The sequence below is a fragment of the Staphylococcus agnetis genome (genome assembly GCF_011466855.1).
Taxonomy (GTDB): Bacteria; Bacillota; Bacilli; order Staphylococcales; family Staphylococcaceae; genus Staphylococcus; species Staphylococcus agnetis.
The window spans coordinates 166,322-190,271 of record NZ_CP045927.1; the positions used below are offsets into that span (position 1 = coordinate 166,322).

The window sequence follows — 23,950 nt, forward strand, 5'->3', positions numbered from 1 at the left end:
AAGTTAAAGTAAGTTAGGGCTTGCATTTGCATAATAGGATATAGTAATATTAATTTTACCGTGCTAAGCGGGGAGGTAGCGGTTCCCTATTCTCGAAAACCGCTTTATGCGAGGCTGAATTCCTTTGTTGCGGATGTGTATTTGTGAAGTCTGCCCAAAGCACGAGGTGTTTGAAGATTTCGGTCCCATGCAATATGAACCCATGAACCATGTCAGGTCCTGACGGAAGCAGCATTAAGTGGATTCTCATATGTGCCGTGGGGTAGCCGAGATTTAGCTATCGACTTTGGTAACGTTTATGATGCATATACAACGCGAAGGTGCACGGTTTTTATATGCAAATCAATAACATTTATAGAGTACAAGAACTTCTCGATATGAGGAGTTCTTTTTTTATCTTGTCGTTTTCACAGTTTATCAACGTATGGCATACGTAATTTTGATATAATGTGCGTAATTATTGTATGTAAAGAAAGGAGCGATGAAATGTCTGTATATATAAGTACATTAACAGAAAATGACTATGAACCTTCGCTTGAAATGATTCAAGACGCGTATCAAGACGTGGACGCTAACGCTTATGAACGTATACAACAATTACGATTGGCCCCTGAGTATCATTATGAACTTGAAGTAATCGCGAAGGATGAAGCAGGTGATATTATCGGTCATGCCTTATGTACACCGATACACATCAAAAGTGAACAAGAGGCGTATCATGCGTTAATGTTAGCTTCCCTATCTGTAAAAACTTCATATCGACAGATGGGATTAGGGAAAGCGCTCGTTCGTGCATTAGAGGAACGTGCACAAGCGCTAGAATATACAACGATGATTGTCGTCGGTCAACAAGCATATTTTGAGCCGTTAGGATATGAACTGGCCTCCCAACACAGCATTACACATGCAAATCATGCGTTACAAACGCAAACATTCGTAAAATTTTTATGGGATACGCTTGAAAGTCCGCCCCATGGAGAAATTGCGTATGTTTCATCTGATTTTGATTGAGTTAACACATACAATTTAAAGTAGACATGCTATAATGAGACTATTGTAAAAACGGAGGTGCCATAGTGAATTATCAAGCATTGTACCGAATGTTTAGACCACAAAGTTTTGAAGATGTTGTCGGTCAAACGCATGTCACAAAAACATTGAAAAATGCCATCGCTAAAGAGAAACAATCACATGCGTATATTTTTAGCGGGCCAAGGGGCACTGGTAAGACGAGTATCGCTAAAATATTCGCAAAAGCGATGAATTGTGAGACGCGTTCAGACGGTGAACCGTGTAATGAATGCGCGAGCTGTGTAAGTATTACACAAGGGACGAATTCAGACGTTATAGAAATCGATGCAGCGAGTAATAATGGTGTCGATGAGATTCGTAACATCCGTGATAAAGTTAAATACGCACCAAGTCAGTCTAAGTATAAAGTGTACATTATCGACGAGGTTCATATGCTGACAACAGGCGCATTTAACGCGCTATTAAAAACGTTAGAAGAACCACCAGCACACGCCATTTTTATTTTGGCAACGACTGAACCTCACAAAATACCCCCTACAATCATTTCGCGTGCACAGCGCTTTGATTTTAAAGCCATTAATACTGACAGCATTGTCGAACGCTTGCAATATGTTGCCGAATCACAAAGCATTGCTTATGATCAAGACGCATTAGCGTTTATTGCGAAAGTATCAGAAGGGGGTATGCGTGATGCGTTAAGTATTATGGACCAAGCTATTGCTTTTGGTGATGACCGTTTAACACTTAAAGACGCATTAGATGTGACGGGAAGTTTGGATGAATCAGACTTAAACGCACTATTTCAAGATGTGGTACAAGGTGATGTCCATGCCGCATTTGAACGGTATCACAGTTTTGTCAGTGAAGGTAAAGAAGTCAATCGCCTCATTAACGATATGATTTACTTCGTGCGCGATACGATTATGATTAAAACGACAGGTGAAACGCCAACGTTTGATGCGCTCGTTCAATACGACTTAGAAATTTTATATAAAATGATTGATATTATTAATGATACGCTCGTATCGATACGGTTCAGCGTCAATCAAAATGTGCATTTTGAAGTATTGCTTGTAAAGTTATCTGAAATGATTAAAGAAGTAGCCCAAACAGGTGACGTTGTCGTCAATCATGCACCTTCAGAAAGTAATGATGCGATGGTCAGACGTATGGAAGCATTAGAGTCTGAATTACGTACATTGAAATCTCAAGGGATTACAGGTCAAAGCGCACCACCTAAGCCTAAACAAACGAAACGTCGTGGTGGGGGTTCTACATATTCTGTGGAACAAATTGCAAAAGTATTGGATAAAGCGAATAAAGAAGATATTGCCCGTATTAAAGAGCGTTGGGCAGATGTGATTCAATATGCAAAAGATCGCGATCAAAAGTCATTGGTGAGCTTATTGCAAAATTCAGAACCTGTAGCGGCAAGTGAAGATAAAGTACTTGTGAAATTTGAAGATGAAATTCATTGTGAAATTTTAAAAAGAGATAATGAAAAGAAAGAAAGTATTGAAAATGTCGTTCGTGACATTATTAATAAATCAGTCGAAGTTGTGGGTGTTCCAGCTGATAAATGGATGCAAGTGCGAAGTGACTATATAGACCAGCGTAAACATGGCAAAACACAACAAACGACACCTCAACAACAAGATAATGTCGTCCAAAAAGCGAAAGACTTGTTTGGAGAAGACACTGTACATGTTATCGAAGACGAAACATGACAATCGTCTGAAAGGTATGTATAATTGTAAACGAATCTAAAGGGGTAACGCCCATCTATTATATGAATGAAGAATTATTTTTAGGAGGAAGATGAATATGCGCGGTGGCGGAAATATGCAACAAATGATGAAACAAATGCAAAAAATGCAAAAGAAAATGGCAGATGAACAAGAAAAATTAAAAGAAGAAAAAGTAGAAGGTACTGCTGGCGGCGGTATGGTGAAAGTCATCGTATCTGGTCATAAAGAAGTTGTAGATGTACAAATCAACGAAGAAGTTGTAGATCCTGAAGATGTAGAAATGTTACAAGACTTAGTGTTAGCTGCTACAAATGAAGCGATGTCTAAAGCGGATGATTTAACTGCAGAACGTTTAGGCAAGCATACTAAAGGTCTTAACATTCCTGGAATGATGTAAGATGCATTATCCAGCACCTATTTCTAAACTGATTGACAGTTTCATGAAATTGCCAGGCATTGGCCCGAAAACGGCGCAACGTCTGGCTTTTCATGTATTAGATATGAAAGAAGATGACGTCGTACAATTTGCCAAAGCACTTGTGGATGTTAAACGTGAACTGACTTATTGTAGTACGTGTGGGCATATCACAGAACAAGACCCGTGCTATATTTGTGAAGACAAACAACGAGATCGTTCTATTATTTGTGTAGTAGAAGATGATAAAGATGTCATCGCAATGGAAAAAATGAAGGAATATAAAGGGTTGTATCACGTATTACATGGTACCATTTCGCCGATGGATGGTATTGGGCCAGAAGATATTAACATCCCAGCGCTCATTGATCGCTTAAAAGACGAAGAAGTAGAAGAATTGATTTTAGCGATGAATCCAAACTTAGAAGGTGAATCTACATCGATGTATATTTCTAGGTTGGTAAAACCTTTAGGCATTCGTGTCACACGATTGGCACAAGGTCTTTCTGTAGGTGGCGACTTAGAATATGCGGATGAAGTTACATTATCGAAAGCCATCTCTGGTAGGACTGAAATGTAGACAGACATCCACCTTGATACAAATAACTGATATTTTCCAAGTTTTGAGCGAAGATATCAGTTATTTTCTTGATTAAATGTTGTAAAACAGGCGTTTTGTTTTCAAAAAGCTGTATAGAGTGTAATTTTTAGCGTTGTGCATAATGATAAATGCCTGTATAGTTATATCTTGTTGAGCGGCACAAAAGTGATTGCGAAACACAACGAAAAAATAATTTCAAAAAGTTGTTGACTTGAGAATCGAAAGTGTGTATAATTAATTCTTGTCGAGTCGAAAGAAAACGACGTATGAACATTGAAAACTGAATGACAATATGTCAACGTTAATTCCAATAATTTGAGTACGTAACGTACTTTCAAGAGTGATTGGCTTAACCAATCAACGAGCTATATCAAGCTTACTTCTTTTATGGAGAGTTTGATCCTGGCTCAGGATGAACGCTGGCGGCGTGCCTAATACATGCAAGTCGAGCGAACTGACGAGGAGCTTGCTCCTTTGACGTTAGCGGCGGACGGGTGAGTAACACGTGGGTAACCTACCTATAAGACTGGAATAACTCCGGGAAACCGGGGCTAATGCCGGATAACATGTTGAACCGCATGGTTCAACAGTGAAAGACGGTCTTGCTGTCACTTATAGATGGACCCGCGCCGTATTAGCTAGTTGGTAAGGTAACGGCTTACCAAGGCGACGATACGTAGCCGACCTGAGAGGGTGATCGGCCACACTGGAACTGAGACACGGTCCAGACTCCTACGGGAGGCAGCAGTAGGGAATCTTCCGCAATGGGCGAAAGCCTGACGGAGCAACGCCGCGTGAGTGATGAAGGTCTTCGGATCGTAAAGCTCTGTTGTTAGGGAAGAACATATGTGTAAGTAACTGTGCACATCTTGACGGTACCTAACCAGAAAGCCACGGCTAACTACGTGCCAGCAGCCGCGGTAATACGTAGGTGGCAAGCGTTATCCGGAATTATTGGGCGTAAAGCGCGCGTAGGCGGTTTTTTAAGTCTGATGTGAAAGCCCACGGCTCAACCGTGGAGGGTCATTGGAAACTGGAAAACTTGAGTGCAGAAGAGGAAAGTGGAATTCCATGTGTAGCGGTGAAATGCGCAGAGATATGGAGGAACACCAGTGGCGAAGGCGGCTTTCTGGTCTGTAACTGACGCTGAGGTGCGAAAGCGTGGGGATCAAACAGGATTAGATACCCTGGTAGTCCACGCCGTAAACGATGAGTGCTAAGTGTTAGGGGGTTTCCGCCCCTTAGTGCTGCAGCTAACGCATTAAGCACTCCGCCTGGGGAGTACGGTCGCAAGACTGAAACTCAAAGGAATTGACGGGGACCCGCACAAGCGGTGGAGCATGTGGTTTAATTCGAAGCAACGCGAAGAACCTTACCAAATCTTGACATCTTTTGACCGCTCTAGAGATAGAGTTTTCCTCTTCGGAGGACAAAATGACAGGTGGTGCATGGTTGTCGTCAGCTCGTGTCGTGAGATGTTGGGTTAAGTCCCGCAACGAGCGCAACCCTTAAGCTTAGTTGCCATCATTAAGTTGGGCACTCTAAGTTGACTGCCGGTGACAAACCGGAGGAAGGTGGGGATGACGTCAAATCATCATGCCCCTTATGATTTGGGCTACACACGTGCTACAATGGACAATACAAAGGGCAGCGAAACCGCGAGGTCAAGCAAATCCCATAAAGTTGTTCTCAGTTCGGATTGTAGTCTGCAACTCGACTACATGAAGCTGGAATCGCTAGTAATCGTAGATCAGCATGCTACGGTGAATACGTTCCCGGGTCTTGTACACACCGCCCGTCACACCACGAGAGTTTGTAACACCCGAAGCCGGTGGAGTAACCATTTTGGAGCTAGCCGTCGAAGGTGGGACAAATGATTGGGGTGAAGTCGTAACAAGGTAGCCGTATCGGAAGGTGCGGCTGGATCACCTCCTTTCTAAGGATAATATACGGAATATCGCCTAAGGCGATAAGGAATAACGGAGACATATTGTATTCAGTTTTGAATGCTCATTTTTGAGGATTCAACATTGTACATTGAAAACTAGATAAGTAAGTATAGATTTTACCAAGCAAAACCGAGTGACAAGCGAAAAGCTTGAAACAAAAAATTATCGCTAGTCGTCGACAGACGACTCACAATAATTAATAACTGGTGGATGGTAAGTAGTGCATATGTTATAGATACGATAAACGTGAATTGAAAGCGTTTGTCAGTCTATGAATCACAAACAAGAGCGAAGGCGCTTACTTTTGTAAGTAACTGAGCGATTTGTGCCGTGATGAAGCAGAATGCGAACGCTTATCAACACGTTTAGATTAAGTTATTAAGGGCGCACGGTGGATGCCTTGGCACTAGAAGCCGATGAAGGACGTTACTAACGACGATATGCTTTGGGGAGCTGTAAGTAAGCTGTGATCCAGAGATTTCCGAATGGGGGAACCCAGCACGAGTTATGTCGTGTTATCCGCATGTGAATACATAGCATGTGAGAAGGTAGACCCGGAGAACTGAAACATCTTAGTACCCGGAGGAAGAGAAAGAAAAATCGATTCCCTGAGTAGCGGCGAGCGAAACGGGAAGAGCCCAAACCAACAAGCTTGCTTGTTGGGGTTGTAGGACACTCTGTACGGAGTTACAAAGGAATACGTTAGACGAATAACCTGGAAAGGTTAATCATAGAAGGTAATAATCCTGTAGTCGAAAACGTATACCCTCCTGAGTGGATCCTGAGTACGGCGGAGCACGTGAAATTCCGTCGGAATCTGGGAGGACCATCTCCCAAGGCTAAATACTCTCTAGTGACCGATAGTGAACCAGTACCGTGAGGGAAAGGTGAAAAGTACCCCGGAAGGGGAGTGAAAGAGAACTTGAAACCGTGTGCTTACAAGTAGTCAGAGCCCGTTAATGGGTGATGGCGTGCCTTTTGTAGAATGAACCGGCGAGTTACGATCTGATGCAAGGTTAAGCAGAAAATGTGGAGCCGTAGCGAAAGCGAGTCTGAATAGGGCGAATGAGTATTTGGTCGTAGACCCGAAACCAGGTGATCTACCCTTGGTCAGGTTGAAGTTCAGGTAACACTGAATGGAGGACCGAACCGACTTACGTTGAAAAGTGAGCGGATGAACTGAGGGTAGCGGAGAAATTCCAATCGAACTTGGAGATAGCTGGTTCTCTCCGAAATAGCTTTAGGGCTAGCCTCAAGTGATGATTATTGGAGGTAGAGCACTGTTTGGACGAGGGGCCCCTCTCGGGTTACCGAATTCAGACAAACTCCGAATGCCAAATAATTTAACTTGGGAGTCAGAACATGGGTGATAAGGTCCGTGTTCGAAAGGGAAACAGCCCAGACCACCAGCTAAGGTCCCAAAATATATGTTAAGTGGAAAAGGATGTGGCGTTGCCCAGACAACTAGGATGTTGGCTTAGAAGCAGCCATCATTTAAAGAGTGCGTAATAGCTCACTAGTCGAGTGACACTGCGCCGAAAATGTACCGGGGCTAAACATATTACCGAAGCTGTGGATTGTCCTTTAGGACAATGGTAGGAGAGCGTTCTAAGGGCGTTGAAGCATGATCGCAAGGACATGTGGAGCGCTTAGAAGTGAGAATGCCGGTGTGAGTAGCGAAAGACGGGTGAGAATCCCGTCCACCGATTGACTAAGGTTTCCAGAGGAAGGCTCGTCCGCTCTGGGTTAGTCGGGTCCTAAGCTGAGGCCGACAGGCGTAGGCGATGGATAACAGGTTGATATTCCTGTACCACCATGATTCGTTTTAAGCGATGGGGGGACGCAGTAGGATAGGCGAAGCGTGCTGTTGGAGTGCACGTCTAAGCAGTGAGACTGAGTGTTAGGCAAATCCGGCACTCATTAAGGTCAAGCTGTGATGGGGAGAAGAAACATGTTTTCTTCGAGTCGTTGATTTCACACTGCCAAGAAAAGCCTCTAGCTAGAAGATTGGTGCCCGTACCGCAAACCGACACAGGTAGTCAAGATGAGAATTCTAAGGTGAGCGAGCGAACTCTCGTTAAGGAACTCGGCAAAATGACCCCGTAACTTCGGGAGAAGGGGTGCTCTTTGAGGTTCACGCTTCGAAGAGCCGCAGTGAATAGGCCCAAGCGACTGTTTATCAAAAACACAGGTCTCTGCTAAACCGTAAGGTGACGTATAGGGGCTGACGCCTGCCCGGTGCTGGAAGGTTAAGAGGAGTGGTTAGCATTAGCGAAGCTACGAATCGAAGCCCCAGTAAACGGCGGCCGTAACTATAACGGTCCTAAGGTAGCGAAATTCCTTGTCGGGTAAGTTCCGACCCGCACGAAAGGCGTAACGATTTGGGCACTGTCTCAACGAGAGACTCGGTGAAATCATAGTACCGGTGAAGATGCCGGTTACCCGCGACAGGACGGAAAGACCCCGTGGAGCTTTACTGTAGCCTGATATTGAAATTCGGTACAGTTTGTACAGGATAGGTAGGAGCCTTAGAAGCGTGAGCGCTAGCTTACGTGGAGGCATTGGTGGGATACTACCCTAATTGTATTGGATTTCTAACCCGCAACTCTTATCGAGTTGGGAGACAGTGTCAGGCGGGCAGTTTGACTGGGGCGGTCGCCTCCTAAAGAGTAACGGAGGCGCTCAAAGGTTCCCTCAGAATGGTTGGAAATCATTCATAGAGTGTAAAGGCATAAGGGAGCTTGACTGCGAGACCTACAAGTCGAGCAGGGTCGAAAGACGGACTTAGTGATCCGGTGGTTCCGCATGGAAGGGCCATCGCTCAACGGATAAAAGCTACCCCGGGGATAACAGGCTTATCTCCCCCAAGAGTTCACATCGACGGGGAGGTTTGGCACCTCGATGTCGGCTCATCGCATCCTGGGGCTGTAGTCGGTCCCAAGGGTTGGGCTGTTCGCCCATTAAAGCGGTACGCGAGCTGGGTTCAGAACGTCGTGAGACAGTTCGGTCCCTATCCGTCGTGGGCGTAGGAAATTTGAGAGGAGCTGTCCTTAGTACGAGAGGACCGGGATGGACATACCTCTGGTGTACCAGTTGTCGTGCCAACGGCATAGCTGGGTAGCTATGTATGGACGGGATAAGTGCTGAAAGCATCTAAGCATGAAGCCCCCCTCAAGATGAGATTTCCCAACTTCGGTTATAAGATCCCTCAAAGATGATGAGGTTAATAGGTTCGAGGTGGAAGCGTAGCGATACGTGGAGCTGACGAATACTAATCGATCGAAGACTTAATCAATTTAGTTCATAAGGTGATGCTTGTGAAATAATACTTACTATCTAGTTTTGAATGTATAATCATTCATTTTACGAAGTGACATGTTCGAATGCGAACGTTTGTCACATATCGTATTTTACGAAGTGAAAACGTTTGAAGTCTATGAATCGCAAGGAAGAACGAAGGCGTTTACTTACCGTAAACAACTGAGTGATGACGTAGCGATGAAGACGAATGCGAACGTTTGCCACGAAGTAAAACATTGTTTGGTGACAATAGCAAAGAGGCCACACCTGTTCCCATGCCGAACACAGAAGTTAAGCTCTTTAGCGCCGATGGTAGTCGGACTTACGTTCCGCGAGAGTAGGACGTTGCCAAGCAAACGAACCCCAAGTACAAATTGTACTTGGGGTTCTTCGTTTATCTAGCTGTAAATCTTGATAGCAAGTGAGTGGCTCAAAAAAACGGCATACGTTCACTTGCTTTTATAATATCTTTTGTATAAAAGAATTGTTTTCCTTGGCCTGTATAAGCAGGTTCTAAAATTAAATTCGTTGTTGCAGCATATAACCATTTGGGATGAATACCTGAATTTAGAATGTCTTGAAATTCTTGGAAATCTTTATTCCAATCTAAATGTATGTCCATGTTTTTCACCTCAGTTGTATTATAGAACGTATGTACGTGTTTTTGAAGTATATTCACTTAATTGTCGAACATTCATGCATAGGCAAGCGAACAAAAGCGTGATAGGATTAATTTAAAATGAGGGAAAAGGAGAATTTTGATGAAAGGACCTTTGAATAAACAACTAGAAACATGGTCGAAAACAGCACCGATTTCGATGCATGTACCTGGACATAAGAACGCAACCATCGGTGATTTGTCATATGTAAATGGGAAACATGATATCACTGAAATTACAGGTTTTGACGATTTGCATCATGCGGAAGGTGTTTTAAAAGAAAGTATGCAGATGATTCAACGTCATGAGGATTACGATGCATTTTATCTCGTTAATGGAACGACGAGTGGTATTTTGTCGGTCATACATGCGTTTTGCAATGTGCCAGGTGACGTTATTATGGCGCGCAATGTTCATAAATCTGTCTTTAATGCGCTAGATTTAGGTCATCAACGTGCCAGTATTTTACCAACTGAGGTCGACAATGATACACTTCAATATGTAAAACCAATATTGTCTCCCTCTCATTTATACTGTGGAAAATTAGCTGTTCTCACGTATCCCAATTATTATGGCCAAACGTTCGACATCCAATCTACGATACAACACTTTCATCAACATCATATTCCCGTACTCGTAGATGAGGCTCATGGGGCGCATTTTGATATTCAAGGATTTCCCAATTCTGCTTTAAACTATGGTGCAGATTATGTGGTGCAGTCTTTTCATAAAACGTTACCAAGTTTAACGATGAGTTCGGTATTGTATATCCATAAAAAAGCACCGCAACGTGACATTGTGACACATCTCTTACAAACTTTTCAATCTTCAAGTCCATCCTATTTATTGATGGCGAGTTTAGAATCAGCAAACGGTTTTTATCAATCTTATCAAAGCGACTACTTTTTTGAACATCGTACAAAAGTGATTCAAGCGCTACAGGAAAAGCATTTAAGCCTCACACAAGTGGATGATCCATTAAAATTGTTGATTCATCACCCTGCATTATCGGGCTATGAACTTCAACAACTGATGGAAGCTGAGCATATTTATGTAGAACTTGCAGATGAGAAACATGTGTTATGGATATTGCCACTATGGCACGAGGGGGATACATTTCCTATGAATGCGTTATTGCACCGTATTCGTCAACTGAATTTGCCCCATAGCATCAATAATCAGAGGTTGATGCCAAATGTGCTATATAAAGAAGAGGGTGTCTATATGCCTGACGTATTTGACCGGGTGCGTGATGTCCATTATCTTGATGCTGAAGGTGCAATTTTAGCCCAACATCTCATTGTATATCCTCCAGGTATCCCTACTTTATTAAAGGGAGAAAAAATGAACGCATCTATGATAAAATTAATAGACTATTGGCATAAAAGAGGGCTTCGTGTAGAAGGACTTAGTGAAGGTAAAATTAAAGTGAAGGATGACTAACATGGCATTATTTATTACGATAGAAGGACCTGAAGGCTCTGGGAAAACAACCGTTTTAAAAGCAGTGGTGGAGCAACTTTCGAAAGATTATGATGTGATTGCTACGCGTGAACCAGGCGGGGTTAAAACAGCAGAAGCCATACGTAACATTTTATTAGAAGGAGATGCGATGGATCCACGTACTGAGGCATTATTGTTTGCAGCAGCCCGTCGTGAACATCTTGTAGAAAAAGTGTTACCTGCGCTCGATAAAGGCATTACGGTGATTTGCGATCGTTTTATAGACAGCTCACTTGCTTATCAAGGCTATGCGCGTAAAATTGGGGTGGAAGCGATTCAAACAATTAATGATTTTGCGATAGAAGGTCATGCGCCTGATTTAACGTTATATTTAGATATTCCTGCAGAAGTGGGGCAAGCGCGTATTATGCAAAATCAGCGTGCTCAAAATCGTCTTGATAAAGAAGATAAAGCATTTCATGCACGTGTAATCGATGGGTATCAACAATTGATTCAAAGTCATCCAAAACGTTATGAAGTGATTGATGCGACGCAGTCAATTGATGCTGTAATCCAAGATGTGTTAATGGTTATTAAGCAACGTTTAGCACAGTAAGTCATTCAATACAAAACAAGATACATCATGTTTTAAGTGTAAAAAATAGTTTATAATGTAATGAACACATCCATTTGAATTTTGTGATTCATCCATGAGTGTTGACGTGACATATGATATAATATTGTTCAAGAGGTGCATGAGACTATGAAAATGATAATTGCAATTGTTCAAGACCAAGACAGTCAAGAACTCTCTGACCGACTCGTCGAAAATAATTTTAGAGCAACAAAACTCGCTTCAACAGGTGGTTTTTTACGCGCAGGGAACACAACATTCTTAAGTGGTGTGGATGATGATCGTGTAGACGATATACTCGAAGTGATTAGTCAAACATGTGGAAACCGCGAGCAATTGGTTTCTCCAATTACACCGATGGGTGGCAGTGCGGATTCGTACATTCCTTACCCAGTTGAAGTAGAAGTAGGCGGGGCAACCGTTTTTGTAATGCCAGTCGAATCGTTTCACCAATTTTAGATGATAACGAAGGTTGTGGCGGCGTATGCGGGTCTTTAAGGCGGTGTATACGACTGTCCAACCTTTTTTCTTTAAATATGTGTTTTATTAGATGATTTTTAAATTAATTCAAATCATCAGGATGGAAGATAAAGGAGTTGTGACATGAAAGAAATAGATCAATTATTAAAAACTTATGCGAATGAAAAGCTTTCACATGCCTATCTATTTGAAGGTGATGATTTAGAAACGATGATCGAAACGGCTGAGGCCTTTGCGATGAATATTTTATGTCAAGACAACGACCAATGCAAAACTAAAATAGAAGCGCGCAATCATCCTGATTTTCATTATGTCAAAACAGATGAAACAACAATTAAAAAGGAACGCATTGAGCAACTTGTGCACCATATGAATCAATTGCCAATCGAAAGTGACTATAAAGTTTATATTATTCAAGATTTTGAACGTTTAACTGTGCAAGGTGAAAATAGTATTTTAAAATTTTTGGAGGAACCGCCTTCTAATACAATTGCGATACTCATTTCATCTAAACCGGAACAAATTTTAGACACGATACATTCAAGATGCCAACATGTCTATTTTAAACCGATGCATCGTCACACGTTTATTGAACGCCTTGTTGCGCACGAGGAAGTGTCGAAGCCGGTGGCTGAATTATTAAGTACATATACGACACAGTTTGAAGAGGCACGTCAATTAAATGAGGAATATGATTTAACACAATTGCGCAAACAACTATTACAATGGTGTGAGCGTTTGTTGAAGCAACGTGAGATGGCATTAATAGGTATTGTGGAGTTGTTAAAACATGCGAAAAATCGTCGGCTCCAACTACTGGCATTGGCGGGGATTAATGCGTATTTTCAAGACATGATGTATGTCAAATCAGGCATGACCTCGCGCATTACATTTTCAGAACTACAATCTTATTATGAATCACGTGCGCAACAATTAAGTTATCGCCACTTAACCTACATTATCGAACAAATTACTGAAGCACATAAAAAGCTCAATCAAAATGTAAATCCGACACTTGTATTTGAGCAAATTGCAATTAAAGTGAAGGGGTGATGCACATGTGCATGGTAGTAGGTGTTTATTTTAAAAAGGCCAATACCTTAGAATATTACGCACCTTGTCCGGGTGACTTAGATGAAGGTACACGTGTTGTAGTAGAATCTCAACGCGGTTATGAAATGGGGATGGTCAAACATGAACCAAAAGCAATTAATGGTGAAGATGTGGCACAACCTTTAAAGCCTGTGTTACGTGTGGCCACAGAAGAAGATCTTAATGCGCATGAAGCAAATGAAGTTGCTGCCGATGAAGCGTTAGCTTTATGTAAAACGTTTGTATCTGAACTTGAACTAGACATGCGTTTAGTGAATTGTGAGTATACGTTAGACCGCTCTAAAGTGATTTTTAATTTCACTGCAGACGAGCGTATTGATTTCCGTAAATTGGTACGTTTACTGGCGCAAAAATTAAAAACGCGTATAGAATTAAGACAAATCGGTGTGCGTGATGAAGCGAAACTTTTAGGTGGTATCGGTCCATGTGGGCGCTCATTATGTTGCTCTACATTTTTAGGTGACTTTGAACCTGTGTCTATCAAAATGGCGAAAGATCAAAACTTGTCATTGAATCCATCGAAAATCTCAGGCGCTTGTGGGCGTTTAATGTGTTGCTTGAAATATGAAGATGACATGTATGAAGCTGCGCGCGAACAACTTCCTGACGTAGGTGACGTCATTGATACACCTGAAGGTCGTGGAGAAGTCGTAAGTTTAAATGTCATTAATGTAACGATGCACGTTAAAGTTGAAGGTTACGAACAAACGTTGGAATATCATATTGAAGAATTAAAAACAATGAATTAAGGAGGAGGGCCATTGGATCGAAATGAACTTTTCGACCGCTTAATGCAACTTGAGCAAAATGTGACGTTGATTCAAGAAAACATGCAACAACTGAAAGCATTAACGGTAGAACTTGTTGAAGAAAATGTGGCATTACAAACGGAAAATGATCATTTGAAATCATTATTACATCAACAACAAGCGACTTCAGAGCAAGAGGCAACGAAAGTGAAAAAACGTGCCACAAAACAACTTCAAAGTCGTGAATATTTTGCGAAATTATACCACGAAGGTTTTCATATTTGTCATGATGTATTCGGTAAACATCGGAAAGGTGAAGACTGTATATTTTGTTTAAATGTATTAAATAGTAAGCGAGACCATGAGTGATTCGAATTGAGATATGGTGGAAAAACGATAAGAGGTGGCAGAGTGTTACGACAGGGCGAGCGTTTAGATTATTTGGTCAAAGAAAATATGCGAATTATTCAAAACGATGCAGTATTTTCTTTTTCAACCGATGCGTTACTTCTTGGGCATTTTACAAAACCAAGAACGCGTGATCGCATTTTAGATTTATGTACAGGAAATGGTGTAATTCCATTATTATTGTCCGCAAAAGGATCCAATCATATTACAGGTATTGAGATTCAACCAACGCTGGTTGATATGGCTCAACGTAGTGTGGCGTATAATGATGTATCATCACGCATTGACATCCTTCATGATGATATACAAAATGTCACACGTCGTTTTAAACCTTCATCCTTCGATTTAATCACATGTAATCCACCGTATTTTAAAATCAATCAAATGAATCAACACCAAATTGAAGCACATAAAATCGCGCGACATGAGGTGTATTGTACGTTAGATGACTGTATTCGCGTCAGTGGTCATGCATTGAAACAAGGTGGTCGACTGATGATGGTGCATCGCGCAGAGCGTGTGTTAGATATTTTTGAATCTATGCGCCGTTACGCTATAGAACCAAAACAGTTACATATGATATATAGTAAACCTGGAAAAGATGCGCAAACAATTGTTGTTGAAGGTCGTAAAGGTGGCAATGAAGGATTAAAACTTGCGCCCCCTTTTTATATTTATGATGCTTCTGGCGCATATACGGATGAGATGAAGGCGGTGTATTATGGCTAACCATTATATTTATATCGTTCAGTGTAAAGATGCCTCGCTCTATACGGGTTATACAACGAATATCGAAGCACGTATCGCGAAACATAATGAAGGTAAAGGGGCTAAATATACAAAAACACGTCGTCCTGTTCAATTGATGTATCAAGAATGCTTTGACACAAAATCAGAAGCGTTAAAACGAGAACATGCCATTAAACAATTAAGTCGCGATGCGAAATTACGACTCATAAAAGGAGCCTTAGCATGACACATTTATATTTAGTGGGAACCCCCATCGGTAATTTGGATGACATGACCTTTCGGGCGATTGACACACTTAAAACAGTAGATTTAATTGCATGTGAGGATACGCGTGTCACTAAAAAACTTTGCCATCACTTCGACATATCAACGCCATTACAATCCTATCATGATCATAATAAAGACCACATGACTACAGCGTTAATCAAAACGTTGTTAGACGGTAAATCAGTCGCACTCGTCTCTGATGCAGGGTTGCCGTTAATATCCGATCCTGGTTACGAACTGGTCGTGCAAGCACGTGAAGCGAAGATTCCAGTAACGCCTATTCCTGGTGCTAATGCGGGTTTAACCGCATTAATGGCGAGTGGGTTACCCTCTTTTGTATACACATTTCTAGGATTTTTGCCACGAAAAGCACGCGAGAAGAAAGCAATTTTAGAAGTGCGTATGTTTCAAGAGAGCACGTTGTTATTATATGAATCTCCTTATCGTGTCAAAGATACGTTAGAAGTCATTCATGACATCGACCCTGAAAGACACATCACCCTCGGACGTGAATTAACGAAAAAATTTGAACAAATTACAACAGCAAAAGTGAAAGCGTTATTAGTACAACTAGATGATACGATTCCTTTAAAAGGTGAGTTCGTCATTCTTATCGAAGGACAAGAGGCGATTGAAACGACAAAGTGGTTTGAGTCACTCTCCATAGAAGATCATGTAGACCATTATATTCAGCAAAATATGAAGCCCAAACAAGCGATTAAACAAGTCGCAAAAGATCGGGAGATGTCGAGCAAAACGATATACAATGTCTATCATGATATAGAGGTATAACCTATGACATCAATTCGGCAAGATGTATCGTTGGTGGATTGAAAAAGACAGCGATTTTAGATATATTAGATAAGATAAGAAATGAGGAGGAGCGCTGATGGTAAAAGATACATTTTATATTACTACACCGATTTATTATCCAAGCGGTAATTTACACATTGGCCATGCATACTCTACTGTAGCAGGGGACGTTATTGCACGTTACAAACGTTTACAAGGATACGATGTACGCTATTTAACGGGAACAGATGAGCATGGACAGAAAATACAAGAAAAAGCTCAAAAAGCAGGCCAGTCTGAAATAGAGTATTTAGATGGCATGATTGACAGCATTAAAGCGTTATGGAAAAAACTAGATATTTCTAATGACGACTTCATTCGTACGACAGAAAAACGTCATACAGAAGTTGTTGAGAAAATTTTTGAAAAGTTACTAGAACAAGGTGATATTTACCTTGGCGAGTACGAAGGTTGGTATTCTGTTCCGGATGAAACGTACTATACTGAAACACAATTGGTTGAACCTGTATATGAAAATGGCAAAATTGTCGGTGGTAAAAGTCCGGATTCAGGTCATGAGGTAGAGCTTGTAAAAGAAGAAAGTTATTTCTTTAAACTCTCGAAATATACAGATCGTTTACTTGCATTTTATGATGAACATCCTGATTTTATTCAGCCTCCATCTCGTAAAAATGAGATGATCAATAACTTTATAAAACCTGGGTTAGATGATTTAGCGGTGTCACGTACCTCGTTTGACTGGGGTGTAAAAGTACCATCAAACCCAAAACACGTCGTTTATGTATGGCTTGATGCGCTTGTAAACTACATTTCAGCGCTAGGTTATTTAACAGACGAAGATGAAATGTTTAAAAAATATTGGCCGGCTGACATTCATCTTATGGCAAAAGAGATTGTACGTTTCCATTCAATTATATGGCCGATTATTTTAATGGCATTGGATGTCCCACTACCTAAAAAAGTGTTTGCGCACGGTTGGATTTTAATGAAAGACGGTAAAATGAGTAAATCTAAAGGTAACGTCATGGATCCGAATGTGCTTATCGATCGTTATGGTTTAGATGCGACACGTTATTATCTCATGCGTGAATTGCCATTTGGTTCAGATGGTGTCTTTACACCTGAGGCTTTCGTTGAACGTACGAACTATGATTTAGCTAATGATTTAGGAAATCTTGTGAACCGTACGATTTCAATGATTAATAAATATTTTGACGGTCAATTACCAGCTTATCAAGGGCCACAACACGAACTTGATAAAGATATGGAACAGATGGCATTAGATACTGTGAACGCATATCATGAAAGTATGGATAACTTACAGTTTTCTGTCGCATTAGCGACGGTGTGGAAGTTTATTAGCCGTACCAATAAATATATCGACGAAACGACGCCTTGGGTGTTAGCAAAAGATGATACGCAAAAAGAGATGCTTGGTAATGTTATGGCACACTTAGTTGAAAACATTCGTTATGCCGCTGTGTTATTACGTCCATTCTTAACGCATGCACCGTATCAAATTTTTGACCAATTAAACATTCAAGATCAAGCATTACATGAATTTGATAGCTTAAAAGCTTACGGTCAACTTAAAGACGACATTACGGTCTCTTCTAAACCAACGCCAATTTTCCCACGTTTAGATGTGGCTGCTGAAGTGGAATATATAAAAGCAAGTATGCAACCCCCTAAACCTGAAGTAGAAGATGTACCGGCGAAAGCACAAATTGATATTAAAGATTTTGATAAAGTTGAAATTAAAGCAGCAACAATTATTGATGCTGAAAATGTAAAGAAATCGGATAAATTATTAAAAATTCAAGTCGATTTAGACCATGAACAACGCCAAATTGTATCGGGTATTGCGAAATTTTATCAACCTGAAGATATTATTGGTAAAAAAGTGGCGGTTGTTACAAATTTAAAACCTGCAAAATTAATGGGACAAAAATCAGAAGGTATGATTTTATCTGCTGAAAAAGACGGCGTATTGTCTTTAGTGAGCTTACCTAATGCGGTTCCTAATGGTGCAATTATTAAGTAATTCCCATCTGAAATGATAAGGTACGCATAAATTAGCAACTGAAATGAACCTTATTTTGCATTGAGGCTAAATTGAAAGACACTTAGGGGTGGGACATGCACATCAAATGGTTCATAATTTGATGCCAGTCTCACCCCTTTAATACGACATAGGAGGAATGACAATGTTAATCGATACACACGTACATTTAAATGCGGATCAATATGATGAAGATTTAGAAGCGGTCATTGACCGTGCGCGAGACGCGGGTGTAGATCGCATGTTTGTAGTAGGTTTTGATACAAAAACGATTGAACGTGCGATGAAATTAATTGATGACTATGATTTTATTTACGCCATTATCGGTTGGCACCCAGTGGATGCGATAGATTGTACAGATGAGCGTTTAGATTGGATTGAATCCTTATCGCAACACCCAAAAGTTATTGGTATAGGTGAAATGGGCTTAGATTACCATTGGGATAAATCACCGAAAGAGATTCAAAAAGAGGTATTTAGAAAACAAATTGCATTAGCCAAACGTGTGAAATTACCGATTGTGATTCACAACAGAGATGCAACGCAAGATTGTATCGACATTTTATTAGAAGAACATGCTGAAGAGGTAGGGGGCATCATGCATAGTTTTAGTGGTTCACCAGAAATTGCAGATGTTGTCACAAAAAAACTAAACTTTCACATTTCACTTGGTGGCCCAGTAACGTTTAAAAATGCGAAACAACCGAAAGAAGTGGCGAAACATGTACCGTTAGATCGTCTGTTAGTAGAGACAGATGCCCCATTTTTAACACCGCATCCATATCGCGGTAAACGTAATGAACCTGCTCATGTGACGCTCGTCGCACAACAAATTGCTGAATTACGTGGCATTTCATATGAAGAAGTAGCGCAACAAACTACTCAAAATGCAGAACGTTTGTTTAACTTGAGTTAAAAAGAGGTGCCTAAGTGAAAATAAATGAATTTATCGTTGTAGAGGGTCGTGACGACACTGAACGCGTCCAACGTGCTGTTGAATGTGATACGATTGAGACGAATGGCAGTGCGATTGACCGTGCGTGCTTAGATGTTATTCGTAAAGCGCAAGAGACACGAGGTGTCATCGTACTTACCGATCCGGATTTCCCGGGTGATAAAATTCGCAATACCATTCGCGATGCTGTGCCAGGTGTCAAACATGCCTATATTGACCGCGAAAAAGCGAAAAATAAACGTGGTAAAATTGGTGTGGAACATGCGTCATTTGATGCTATTCGTGAGGCGTTAATGCATGTGTCTTCACCTTTATCAGAATCTGAAGAAACAATCGATAAAGCGACACTGATTGATTTGGGACTTATCATTGGTCCAGATGCAAGACGTCGCCGTGACATTGTTGGACGTCAACTACACATTGGTCATTCAAATGGGAAACAATTATTAAAGAAACTCAATGCGTTTGGTTATACAGAACAAGACGTGCGCCGCGCATTAGGAGAAGAGGAGTAACACATTATGCATGAGAAAGATATCGCTACCCCAACCCGCACCCGTGCATTACTAGAACAATATGGCTTTAGTTTTAAAAAGAGCTTAGGTCAAAACTTTTTAATTGATGTAAATATTATCAATAATATTATTCATGCGAGTGGTATCGACGAACGCACAGGAGTCATCGAAGTGGGACCGGGTATGGGATCGTTAACTGAGCAACTTGCTAAAAACGCTAAACACGTCATGGCTTTTGAAATTGATCAACGTCTCATTCCTGTTTTAAAAGATACATTATCACCATACGACAATGTAACAGTGATTAACGAAGATATTTTAAAAGCTGATGTCAAAACAGCGATAAACACGCATTTAGCGGATTGCGACAAAATTATGGTTGTTGCTAATTTACCTTACTATATTACAACGCCAATTCTATTATCGTTACTCGAGTCTAACTTAAATATTGATGGTTACGTTGTCATGATGCAAAAAGAAGTCGGGGAACGCTTAAATGCGGCTGTTGGGACAAAAGCATATGGCTCATTATCTATCGTAGCGCAATACTATACTGAAACGTCTCGCGTACTTACAGTGCCTAAAACGGTCTTTATGCCACCACCGAATGTTGATTCGATTGTAGTTAAATTAATGAAACGGTCGACACCTATCGTCCAAGTGAACAATGAACAACAATTTTTTAAATTGACGAAAGGTGCATTTGGACAACGTAGAAAAACCATTTTTAATAACTATCAAAATGTATTTCAAGATGGTAAAAGTTTGAAAACGGAAATTATGGCATGGCTAGAAGCTGCTGGTATTGATCCTAAACGCCGTGGCGAAACGCTTTCTATACAAGAATATGCACGTTTGTATGCAGAGTTGGAAAATTTCCCAAAATTGACATTATAAAATGATTGACTTTCTAAACTGGCATTGATAAAATTAAAATTTTATTTGACCTCAACGCCCTAAATGTGTTATACTACACTAGTAGCGAGGTGGAGCAATATGCCAAAATCTATTATAGACATCAAAAATCGTCTTGATTGTCAGTTAGGAAATCGTATTGTACTAAAAGCTAATGGGGGACGTAAAAAAACAATTGAACGTTCTGGTGTGTTAAAAGAAACATATCCTTCTGTGTTCATTGTTGAATTAGACCAAGATAAGCACAACTTCGAACGAGTGTCCTATACTTATGCGGATGTACTTACTGAAAATGTACACGTATCATTTGTAGAGGAAGACTTACAACAAGAAGCAGCGGCGCAATAATACTTATTTGATTGATAAGTTGTACATATTTGAGAGTGGGAATGAAATCTTTAGGAGTGGATTTCATCGTCTCGCTCTTTTTTAGTGCGCGAAGTTATAAGAAGTGTTGTAATTATTATTAATTAGAATAAATGAATGATTGATAATGCCAAAAGTTAGATTTGGTTACTTTTTAAATATTTAGCTTATGAGCGCCTCCATCATTAATGGAGTTATGGTAAAATCACAGTAATACCATTTAAAAAGAGGAAATGATAGTATGATTTATGAAACGGCTCCTGCTAAAATTAATTTAACGTTAGATACATTATTTAAGCGAGAAGACGGTTATCACGAAGTGGAAATGATTATGACGACTATTGATTTAAATGATCGATTATCTTTTGAAAAGCGTCATGATGATAAAATCGTACTTCACGTTGATGAAACGTATATTCCATCGGATGATCGTAATTTAGCTTATCGTGCGGCACTTTTAATGAAAGAAGCCTATCAGATTAAAGAAGGCGTGACGATTACTTTAGAGAAAAACATTCCGGTTGCTGCCGGTTTGGCAGGTGGTTCTAGTGATGCCGCTGCAACAATGCGTGGGATGAATCGTCTATTTGAATTGAATAGAAGTTTGGATGAATTAAGTGCGTTATCGGCAGAAATAGGGTCTGATATTCCATTTTGCGTTTACGGAACGACTGCTTTATGCCAAGGTCGCGGTGAAAAAATTACGTTACTCGATCGACCACCTTCATGTTGGGTCATTGTCGCGAAACCGCAAGCTGGGTTGTCCACACCAGAAATTTATAATGGTCTTAATTTGAACCTTCCATTTGATGTGCATACATCAGCATGTATGGATGCGATTAAACAGCAAGATTACTTAGGTGTATGTCAAAGTTTATCCAATCGTTTGGAACCAGTTTCTATGGCCTTACAACCTGAAATTCAAAAAATAAAAGAGAACATGTTAAACAATGGTGCGGATGGTGCGTTGATGAGTGGCAGTGGTCCCACTGTGTACGGTTTTGCGCAACGAGAACGCCAAGCACGTCATATTTATAATGCCATTTGTGGATGCTGTAACGATGTGTATTTAGTGCGTACATTAGGATGATTTTTGAAAGGAATTGATGATGCATGAGATATAAAAGAAGTGAACGTATCGTCTTCATGACACAATATTTAATTAACAACCCGAATAAGCTCGTGCCACTCACGTTTTTTGTAACGAAGTTTAAACAAGCAAAGTCATCAATTAGTGAAGATGTCCAAATCATTAAAGATACGCTTATTGAAGAAGGACTTGGAACGATAGAAACGGTGGCAGGTGCGAGTGGTGGTGTGCGCTACAGACCTGAAATGCAAAAAGCAGAGGCGGAAGCAGTGATTGAAGAATTAATCCACTTACTTCAAGAAAAAGAAAGGTTACTGCCTGGAGGCTATTTATTTTTATCAGATTTAGTAGGCAATCCACCGCTTTTAAAACAAGTGGGTAAACTTATTGCGACGATTTATATGCATGAAGATTTGGATGCGGTCGTAACTATCGCAACGAAAGGGATATCGCTAGCTAATGCGGTCGCGAGTGTATTGAATTTACCAGTTGTCGTGATACGTAAAGATAATAAAGTGACTGAAGGGTCCACTGTTTCAATAAATTATGTATCAGGTTCAACACGAAAAATCGAAACAATGGTATTATCTAAACGTACACTAAAAGAACACTCAAAAGTTTTAATTGTAGATGACTTCATGCGTGCGGGTGGTTCGATTAATGGTGTAATCAATTTAATGAATGAGTTTAAGGCTGAAGTAAAAGGGGTATCGGTACTTGTAGAATCTAAAGAAGTCAAGCAAAGATTAATCGAGGACTATACTTCCTTAGTACGGTTGTCCGATGTCGATGAATATAACCAAGCGTTTAAAGTCGAAGCGGGTAATAGCCTTTCTAAATTTAATAATTAAAAAGGAGCGTTTATCGTTATGCAAACAATTAACACAGATAAAGCGCCTGCTGCAGTTGGACCTTATTCACATGCATCTATTGTCAATGGTATGGTCTATACGTCAGGGCAAATACCTTTAAATTTAGAAGGTAATATTGTAAGTGATGATGTTGAGGCACAAACTAAACAAGTGTTTGAAAATTTGAAAGCTGTACTAGAAGCAGCAGGATCTGATTTAGATCACGTTGTGAAAGTGCTCGTTTTCTTATCCGATATGGAACATTTCCAAAAGGTGAACGATGTTTACGGCACGTACTTTACGTCGCATAAACCGGCGAGAAGTGCAGTTGAAGTGGCACGTTTGCCAAAAGATGTTAAAATTGAAATCGAAGTCATCGCTGAAGTAAAGGATGTATAATATACACTTGAACTTCTTAAATCACTACATTTTCTAACTTATATACTATGGGGGGCTCACTACATGAAAGTGACAGATGTCAGACTTAGAAAAATACAAACAGATGGAAGAATGAAAGCGCTCGTGTCTATTACACTTGACGAATCATTCGTTATCCATGACTTGCGCGTTATTGAAGGCAATTCAGGACTTTTCGTAGCAATGCCAAGCAAACGTACACCAGATGGTGAATTCCGCGACATTGCGCATCCAATCAATTCAGAAATGCGTCAAGAAATTCAGGATGCAGTAATGAAAGTATATGAAGAGACTGATGAAGTCATTCCTGCTCAGAATGATGACAATAAAGAAGAATCTGAAAATAACGCTGAAGCGTAATTTTCAGTCCTATACACAGGGTTTTGAAGTTATAAAAAAGTAACTTCAAAACCCTTTT

23 protein-coding genes, 3 rRNA genes and 1 other RNA gene are annotated in these 23,950 nt (G+C 40.5%); 26 read left to right on the forward strand and 1 reads right to left on the reverse strand.

Annotated features, from left to right (window positions below; translation table 11 throughout):
- Nucleotides 1-58: 58 nt before the first annotated feature.
- The 8 genes from ffs (at nt 59) to rrf (ending at nt 9,399) form a co-directional block, all read left to right on the forward strand.
- Nucleotides 59-328, forward strand: an RNA gene (ffs, locus tag GJE18_RS00810) — signal recognition particle sRNA large type.
- Between the two features lie 158 nt (nt 329-486).
- Nucleotides 487-1,011: a GNAT family N-acetyltransferase gene (locus GJE18_RS00815; protein ID WP_060552286.1), complete on the forward strand. Its 525-nt coding sequence runs from the start codon at nt 487-489 to the stop codon at nt 1,009-1,011.
- Between the two features lie 65 nt (nt 1,012-1,076).
- On the forward strand, nt 1,077-2,759 hold the full coding sequence (gene dnaX, locus GJE18_RS00820) for a DNA polymerase III subunit gamma/tau (RefSeq protein ID WP_107368821.1): 1,683 nt from the start codon (nt 1,077-1,079) through the stop codon (nt 2,757-2,759).
- 97 nt (nt 2,760-2,856) lie between these two features.
- A complete protein-coding gene (locus GJE18_RS00825) occupies nt 2,857-3,177 on the forward strand; it encodes a YbaB/EbfC family nucleoid-associated protein (protein ID WP_037564914.1) in 321 nt (106 codons plus the stop codon).
- A 1-nt stretch (nt 3,178) separates the two neighbouring features.
- The gene (gene recR, locus GJE18_RS00830; RefSeq protein ID WP_037564912.1) at nt 3,179-3,775 is read left to right on the forward strand and encodes a recombination mediator RecR; all 597 of its coding nucleotides are present in this window, start codon (nt 3,179-3,181) and stop codon (nt 3,773-3,775) included.
- A gap of 405 nt (nt 3,776-4,180) precedes the next feature.
- Nucleotides 4,181-5,732, forward strand: a 16S ribosomal RNA gene (locus GJE18_RS00835).
- Between the two features lie 381 nt (nt 5,733-6,113).
- A 23S ribosomal RNA gene (locus GJE18_RS00840) occupies nt 6,114-9,040 on the forward strand.
- 244 nt (nt 9,041-9,284) lie between these two features.
- Nucleotides 9,285-9,399, forward strand: a 5S ribosomal RNA gene (rrf, locus tag GJE18_RS00845).
- The 16S, 23S and 5S rRNA genes sit together here, the layout of an rRNA operon.
- A 76-nt stretch (nt 9,400-9,475) precedes the next feature.
- Here the strand turns inward: rrf and GJE18_RS00850 are convergent.
- Nucleotides 9,476-9,667, reverse strand: a complete 192-nt coding sequence (locus GJE18_RS00850) for a hypothetical protein (protein WP_037568125.1) — start codon at nt 9,665-9,667, stop codon at nt 9,476-9,478.
- Between the two features lie 139 nt (nt 9,668-9,806).
- Between GJE18_RS00850 and GJE18_RS00855 the strand changes: the two genes are divergently transcribed.
- The 18 genes from GJE18_RS00855 to spoVG all read left to right on the forward strand — a co-directional run bounded on the left by GJE18_RS00855 (nt 9,807) and on the right by spoVG (nt 23,892).
- On the forward strand, nt 9,807-11,147 hold the full coding sequence (locus tag GJE18_RS00855; protein ID WP_060552288.1) for an Orn/Lys/Arg family decarboxylase: 1,341 nt from the start codon (nt 9,807-9,809) through the stop codon (nt 11,145-11,147).
- 1 nt (nt 11,148) lies between these two features.
- Nucleotides 11,149-11,763: a dTMP kinase gene (tmk, locus tag GJE18_RS00860; RefSeq protein ID WP_060552289.1), complete on the forward strand. Its 615-nt coding sequence runs from the start codon at nt 11,149-11,151 to the stop codon at nt 11,761-11,763.
- A 147-nt stretch (nt 11,764-11,910) separates the two neighbouring features.
- Nucleotides 11,911-12,240, forward strand: a complete 330-nt coding sequence (locus GJE18_RS00865; protein WP_037568119.1) for a cyclic-di-AMP receptor — start codon at nt 11,911-11,913, stop codon at nt 12,238-12,240.
- Nucleotides 12,241-12,384: 144 nt separating this feature from the next.
- Nucleotides 12,385-13,314 (forward strand): DNA polymerase III subunit delta' C-terminal domain-containing protein, encoded by a 930-nt coding sequence (locus GJE18_RS00870; RefSeq protein WP_165886065.1) that lies wholly within the window; start codon nt 12,385-12,387, stop codon nt 13,312-13,314.
- A 5-nt stretch (nt 13,315-13,319) separates the two neighbouring features.
- Entirely contained in the window at nt 13,320-14,123 is an 804-nt protein-coding gene (locus GJE18_RS00875; protein WP_060552291.1) for a PSP1 domain-containing protein, read from the forward strand.
- Nucleotides 14,124-14,135: 12 nt separating this feature from the next.
- Nucleotides 14,136-14,492, forward strand: a complete 357-nt coding sequence (yabA, locus tag GJE18_RS00880; protein WP_060552292.1) for a DNA replication initiation control protein YabA — start codon at nt 14,136-14,138, stop codon at nt 14,490-14,492.
- Nucleotides 14,493-14,534: 42 nt separating this feature from the next.
- Nucleotides 14,535-15,260, forward strand: a complete 726-nt coding sequence (locus tag GJE18_RS00885; protein WP_037568110.1) for a tRNA1(Val) (adenine(37)-N6)-methyltransferase — start codon at nt 14,535-14,537, stop codon at nt 15,258-15,260.
- Nucleotides 15,253-15,507, forward strand: a complete 255-nt coding sequence (locus GJE18_RS00890) for a GIY-YIG nuclease family protein (protein ID WP_037568108.1) — start codon at nt 15,253-15,255, stop codon at nt 15,505-15,507. Before GJE18_RS00885 ends, GJE18_RS00890 begins: the two co-directional genes overlap by 8 nt.
- Nucleotides 15,504-16,340: a 16S rRNA (cytidine(1402)-2'-O)-methyltransferase gene (gene rsmI / locus GJE18_RS00895; protein WP_060552294.1), complete on the forward strand. Its 837-nt coding sequence runs from the start codon at nt 15,504-15,506 to the stop codon at nt 16,338-16,340. The genes GJE18_RS00890 and rsmI overlap by 4 nt, the downstream gene beginning before the upstream one ends.
- Before the next feature lie 97 nt (nt 16,341-16,437).
- Nucleotides 16,438-18,405, forward strand: coding sequence for a methionine--tRNA ligase (gene metG / locus GJE18_RS00900; protein WP_060552295.1), 1,968 nt, complete (start codon nt 16,438-16,440; stop codon nt 18,403-18,405).
- Between the two features lie 163 nt (nt 18,406-18,568).
- Nucleotides 18,569-19,339 (forward strand): TatD family hydrolase, encoded by a 771-nt coding sequence (locus GJE18_RS00905; protein WP_107368843.1) that lies wholly within the window; start codon nt 18,569-18,571, stop codon nt 19,337-19,339.
- A gap of 14 nt (nt 19,340-19,353) precedes the next feature.
- Nucleotides 19,354-19,893 (forward strand): ribonuclease M5, encoded by a 540-nt coding sequence (rnmV, locus tag GJE18_RS00910; protein ID WP_037568101.1) that lies wholly within the window; start codon nt 19,354-19,356, stop codon nt 19,891-19,893.
- 3 nt (nt 19,894-19,896) lie between these two features.
- Nucleotides 19,897-20,790: a 16S rRNA (adenine(1518)-N(6)/adenine(1519)-N(6))-dimethyltransferase RsmA gene (rsmA, locus tag GJE18_RS00915; protein WP_171509158.1), complete on the forward strand. Its 894-nt coding sequence runs from the start codon at nt 19,897-19,899 to the stop codon at nt 20,788-20,790.
- A gap of 99 nt (nt 20,791-20,889) precedes the next feature.
- On the forward strand, nt 20,890-21,156 hold the full coding sequence (gene veg / locus GJE18_RS00920; RefSeq protein ID WP_037568096.1) for a biofilm formation stimulator Veg: 267 nt from the start codon (nt 20,890-20,892) through the stop codon (nt 21,154-21,156).
- Nucleotides 21,157-21,415: 259 nt separating this feature from the next.
- Entirely contained in the window at nt 21,416-22,264 is an 849-nt protein-coding gene (ispE, locus tag GJE18_RS00925) for a 4-(cytidine 5'-diphospho)-2-C-methyl-D-erythritol kinase (RefSeq protein ID WP_060552298.1), read from the forward strand.
- 23 nt (nt 22,265-22,287) lie between these two features.
- Nucleotides 22,288-23,115, forward strand: coding sequence for a pur operon repressor (gene purR, locus GJE18_RS00930; RefSeq protein WP_037568092.1), 828 nt, complete (start codon nt 22,288-22,290; stop codon nt 23,113-23,115).
- Between the two features lie 18 nt (nt 23,116-23,133).
- Nucleotides 23,134-23,514 (forward strand): RidA family protein, encoded by a 381-nt coding sequence (locus GJE18_RS00935; RefSeq protein ID WP_037568090.1) that lies wholly within the window; start codon nt 23,134-23,136, stop codon nt 23,512-23,514.
- Between the two features lie 63 nt (nt 23,515-23,577).
- Nucleotides 23,578-23,892, forward strand: coding sequence for a septation regulator SpoVG (spoVG, locus tag GJE18_RS00940; RefSeq protein ID WP_037568088.1), 315 nt, complete (start codon nt 23,578-23,580; stop codon nt 23,890-23,892).
- The last annotated feature ends 58 nt before the right edge of the window (nt 23,893-23,950 follow it).

Coding starts and splice junctions, on each gene's coding strand:
- GJE18_RS00815 (WP_060552286.1), top strand. CDS start 487: ATGTCTGTATATATAAGTACATTAACAGAAAATGACTATGAACCTTCG.
- GJE18_RS00825 (WP_037564914.1), top strand. CDS start 2,857: ATGCGCGGTGGCGGAAATATGCAACAAATGATGAAACAAATGCAAAAA.
- recR (WP_037564912.1), top strand. CDS start 3,179: ATGCATTATCCAGCACCTATTTCTAAACTGATTGACAGTTTCATGAAA.
- GJE18_RS00850 (WP_037568125.1), bottom strand. CDS start 9,667: ATGGACATACATTTAGATTGGAATAAAGATTTCCAAGAATTTCAAGAC.
- GJE18_RS00855 (WP_060552288.1), top strand. CDS start 9,807: ATGAAAGGACCTTTGAATAAACAACTAGAAACATGGTCGAAAACAGCA.
- tmk (WP_060552289.1), top strand. CDS start 11,149: ATGGCATTATTTATTACGATAGAAGGACCTGAAGGCTCTGGGAAAACA.
- GJE18_RS00865 (WP_037568119.1), top strand. CDS start 11,911: ATGAAAATGATAATTGCAATTGTTCAAGACCAAGACAGTCAAGAACTC.
- GJE18_RS00870 (WP_165886065.1), top strand. CDS start 12,385: ATGAAAGAAATAGATCAATTATTAAAAACTTATGCGAATGAAAAGCTT.
- GJE18_RS00875 (WP_060552291.1), top strand. CDS start 13,320: ATGTGCATGGTAGTAGGTGTTTATTTTAAAAAGGCCAATACCTTAGAA.
- GJE18_RS00890 (WP_037568108.1), top strand. CDS start 15,253: ATGGCTAACCATTATATTTATATCGTTCAGTGTAAAGATGCCTCGCTC.
- rsmI (WP_060552294.1), top strand. CDS start 15,504: ATGACACATTTATATTTAGTGGGAACCCCCATCGGTAATTTGGATGAC.
- metG (WP_060552295.1), top strand. CDS start 16,438: ATGGTAAAAGATACATTTTATATTACTACACCGATTTATTATCCAAGC.
- GJE18_RS00905 (WP_107368843.1), top strand. CDS start 18,569: ATGTTAATCGATACACACGTACATTTAAATGCGGATCAATATGATGAA.
- veg (WP_037568096.1), top strand. CDS start 20,890: ATGCCAAAATCTATTATAGACATCAAAAATCGTCTTGATTGTCAGTTA.
- ispE (WP_060552298.1), top strand. CDS start 21,416: ATGATTTATGAAACGGCTCCTGCTAAAATTAATTTAACGTTAGATACA.
- purR (WP_037568092.1), top strand. CDS start 22,288: ATGAGATATAAAAGAAGTGAACGTATCGTCTTCATGACACAATATTTA.
- GJE18_RS00935 (WP_037568090.1), top strand. CDS start 23,134: ATGCAAACAATTAACACAGATAAAGCGCCTGCTGCAGTTGGACCTTAT.
- spoVG (WP_037568088.1), top strand. CDS start 23,578: ATGAAAGTGACAGATGTCAGACTTAGAAAAATACAAACAGATGGAAGA.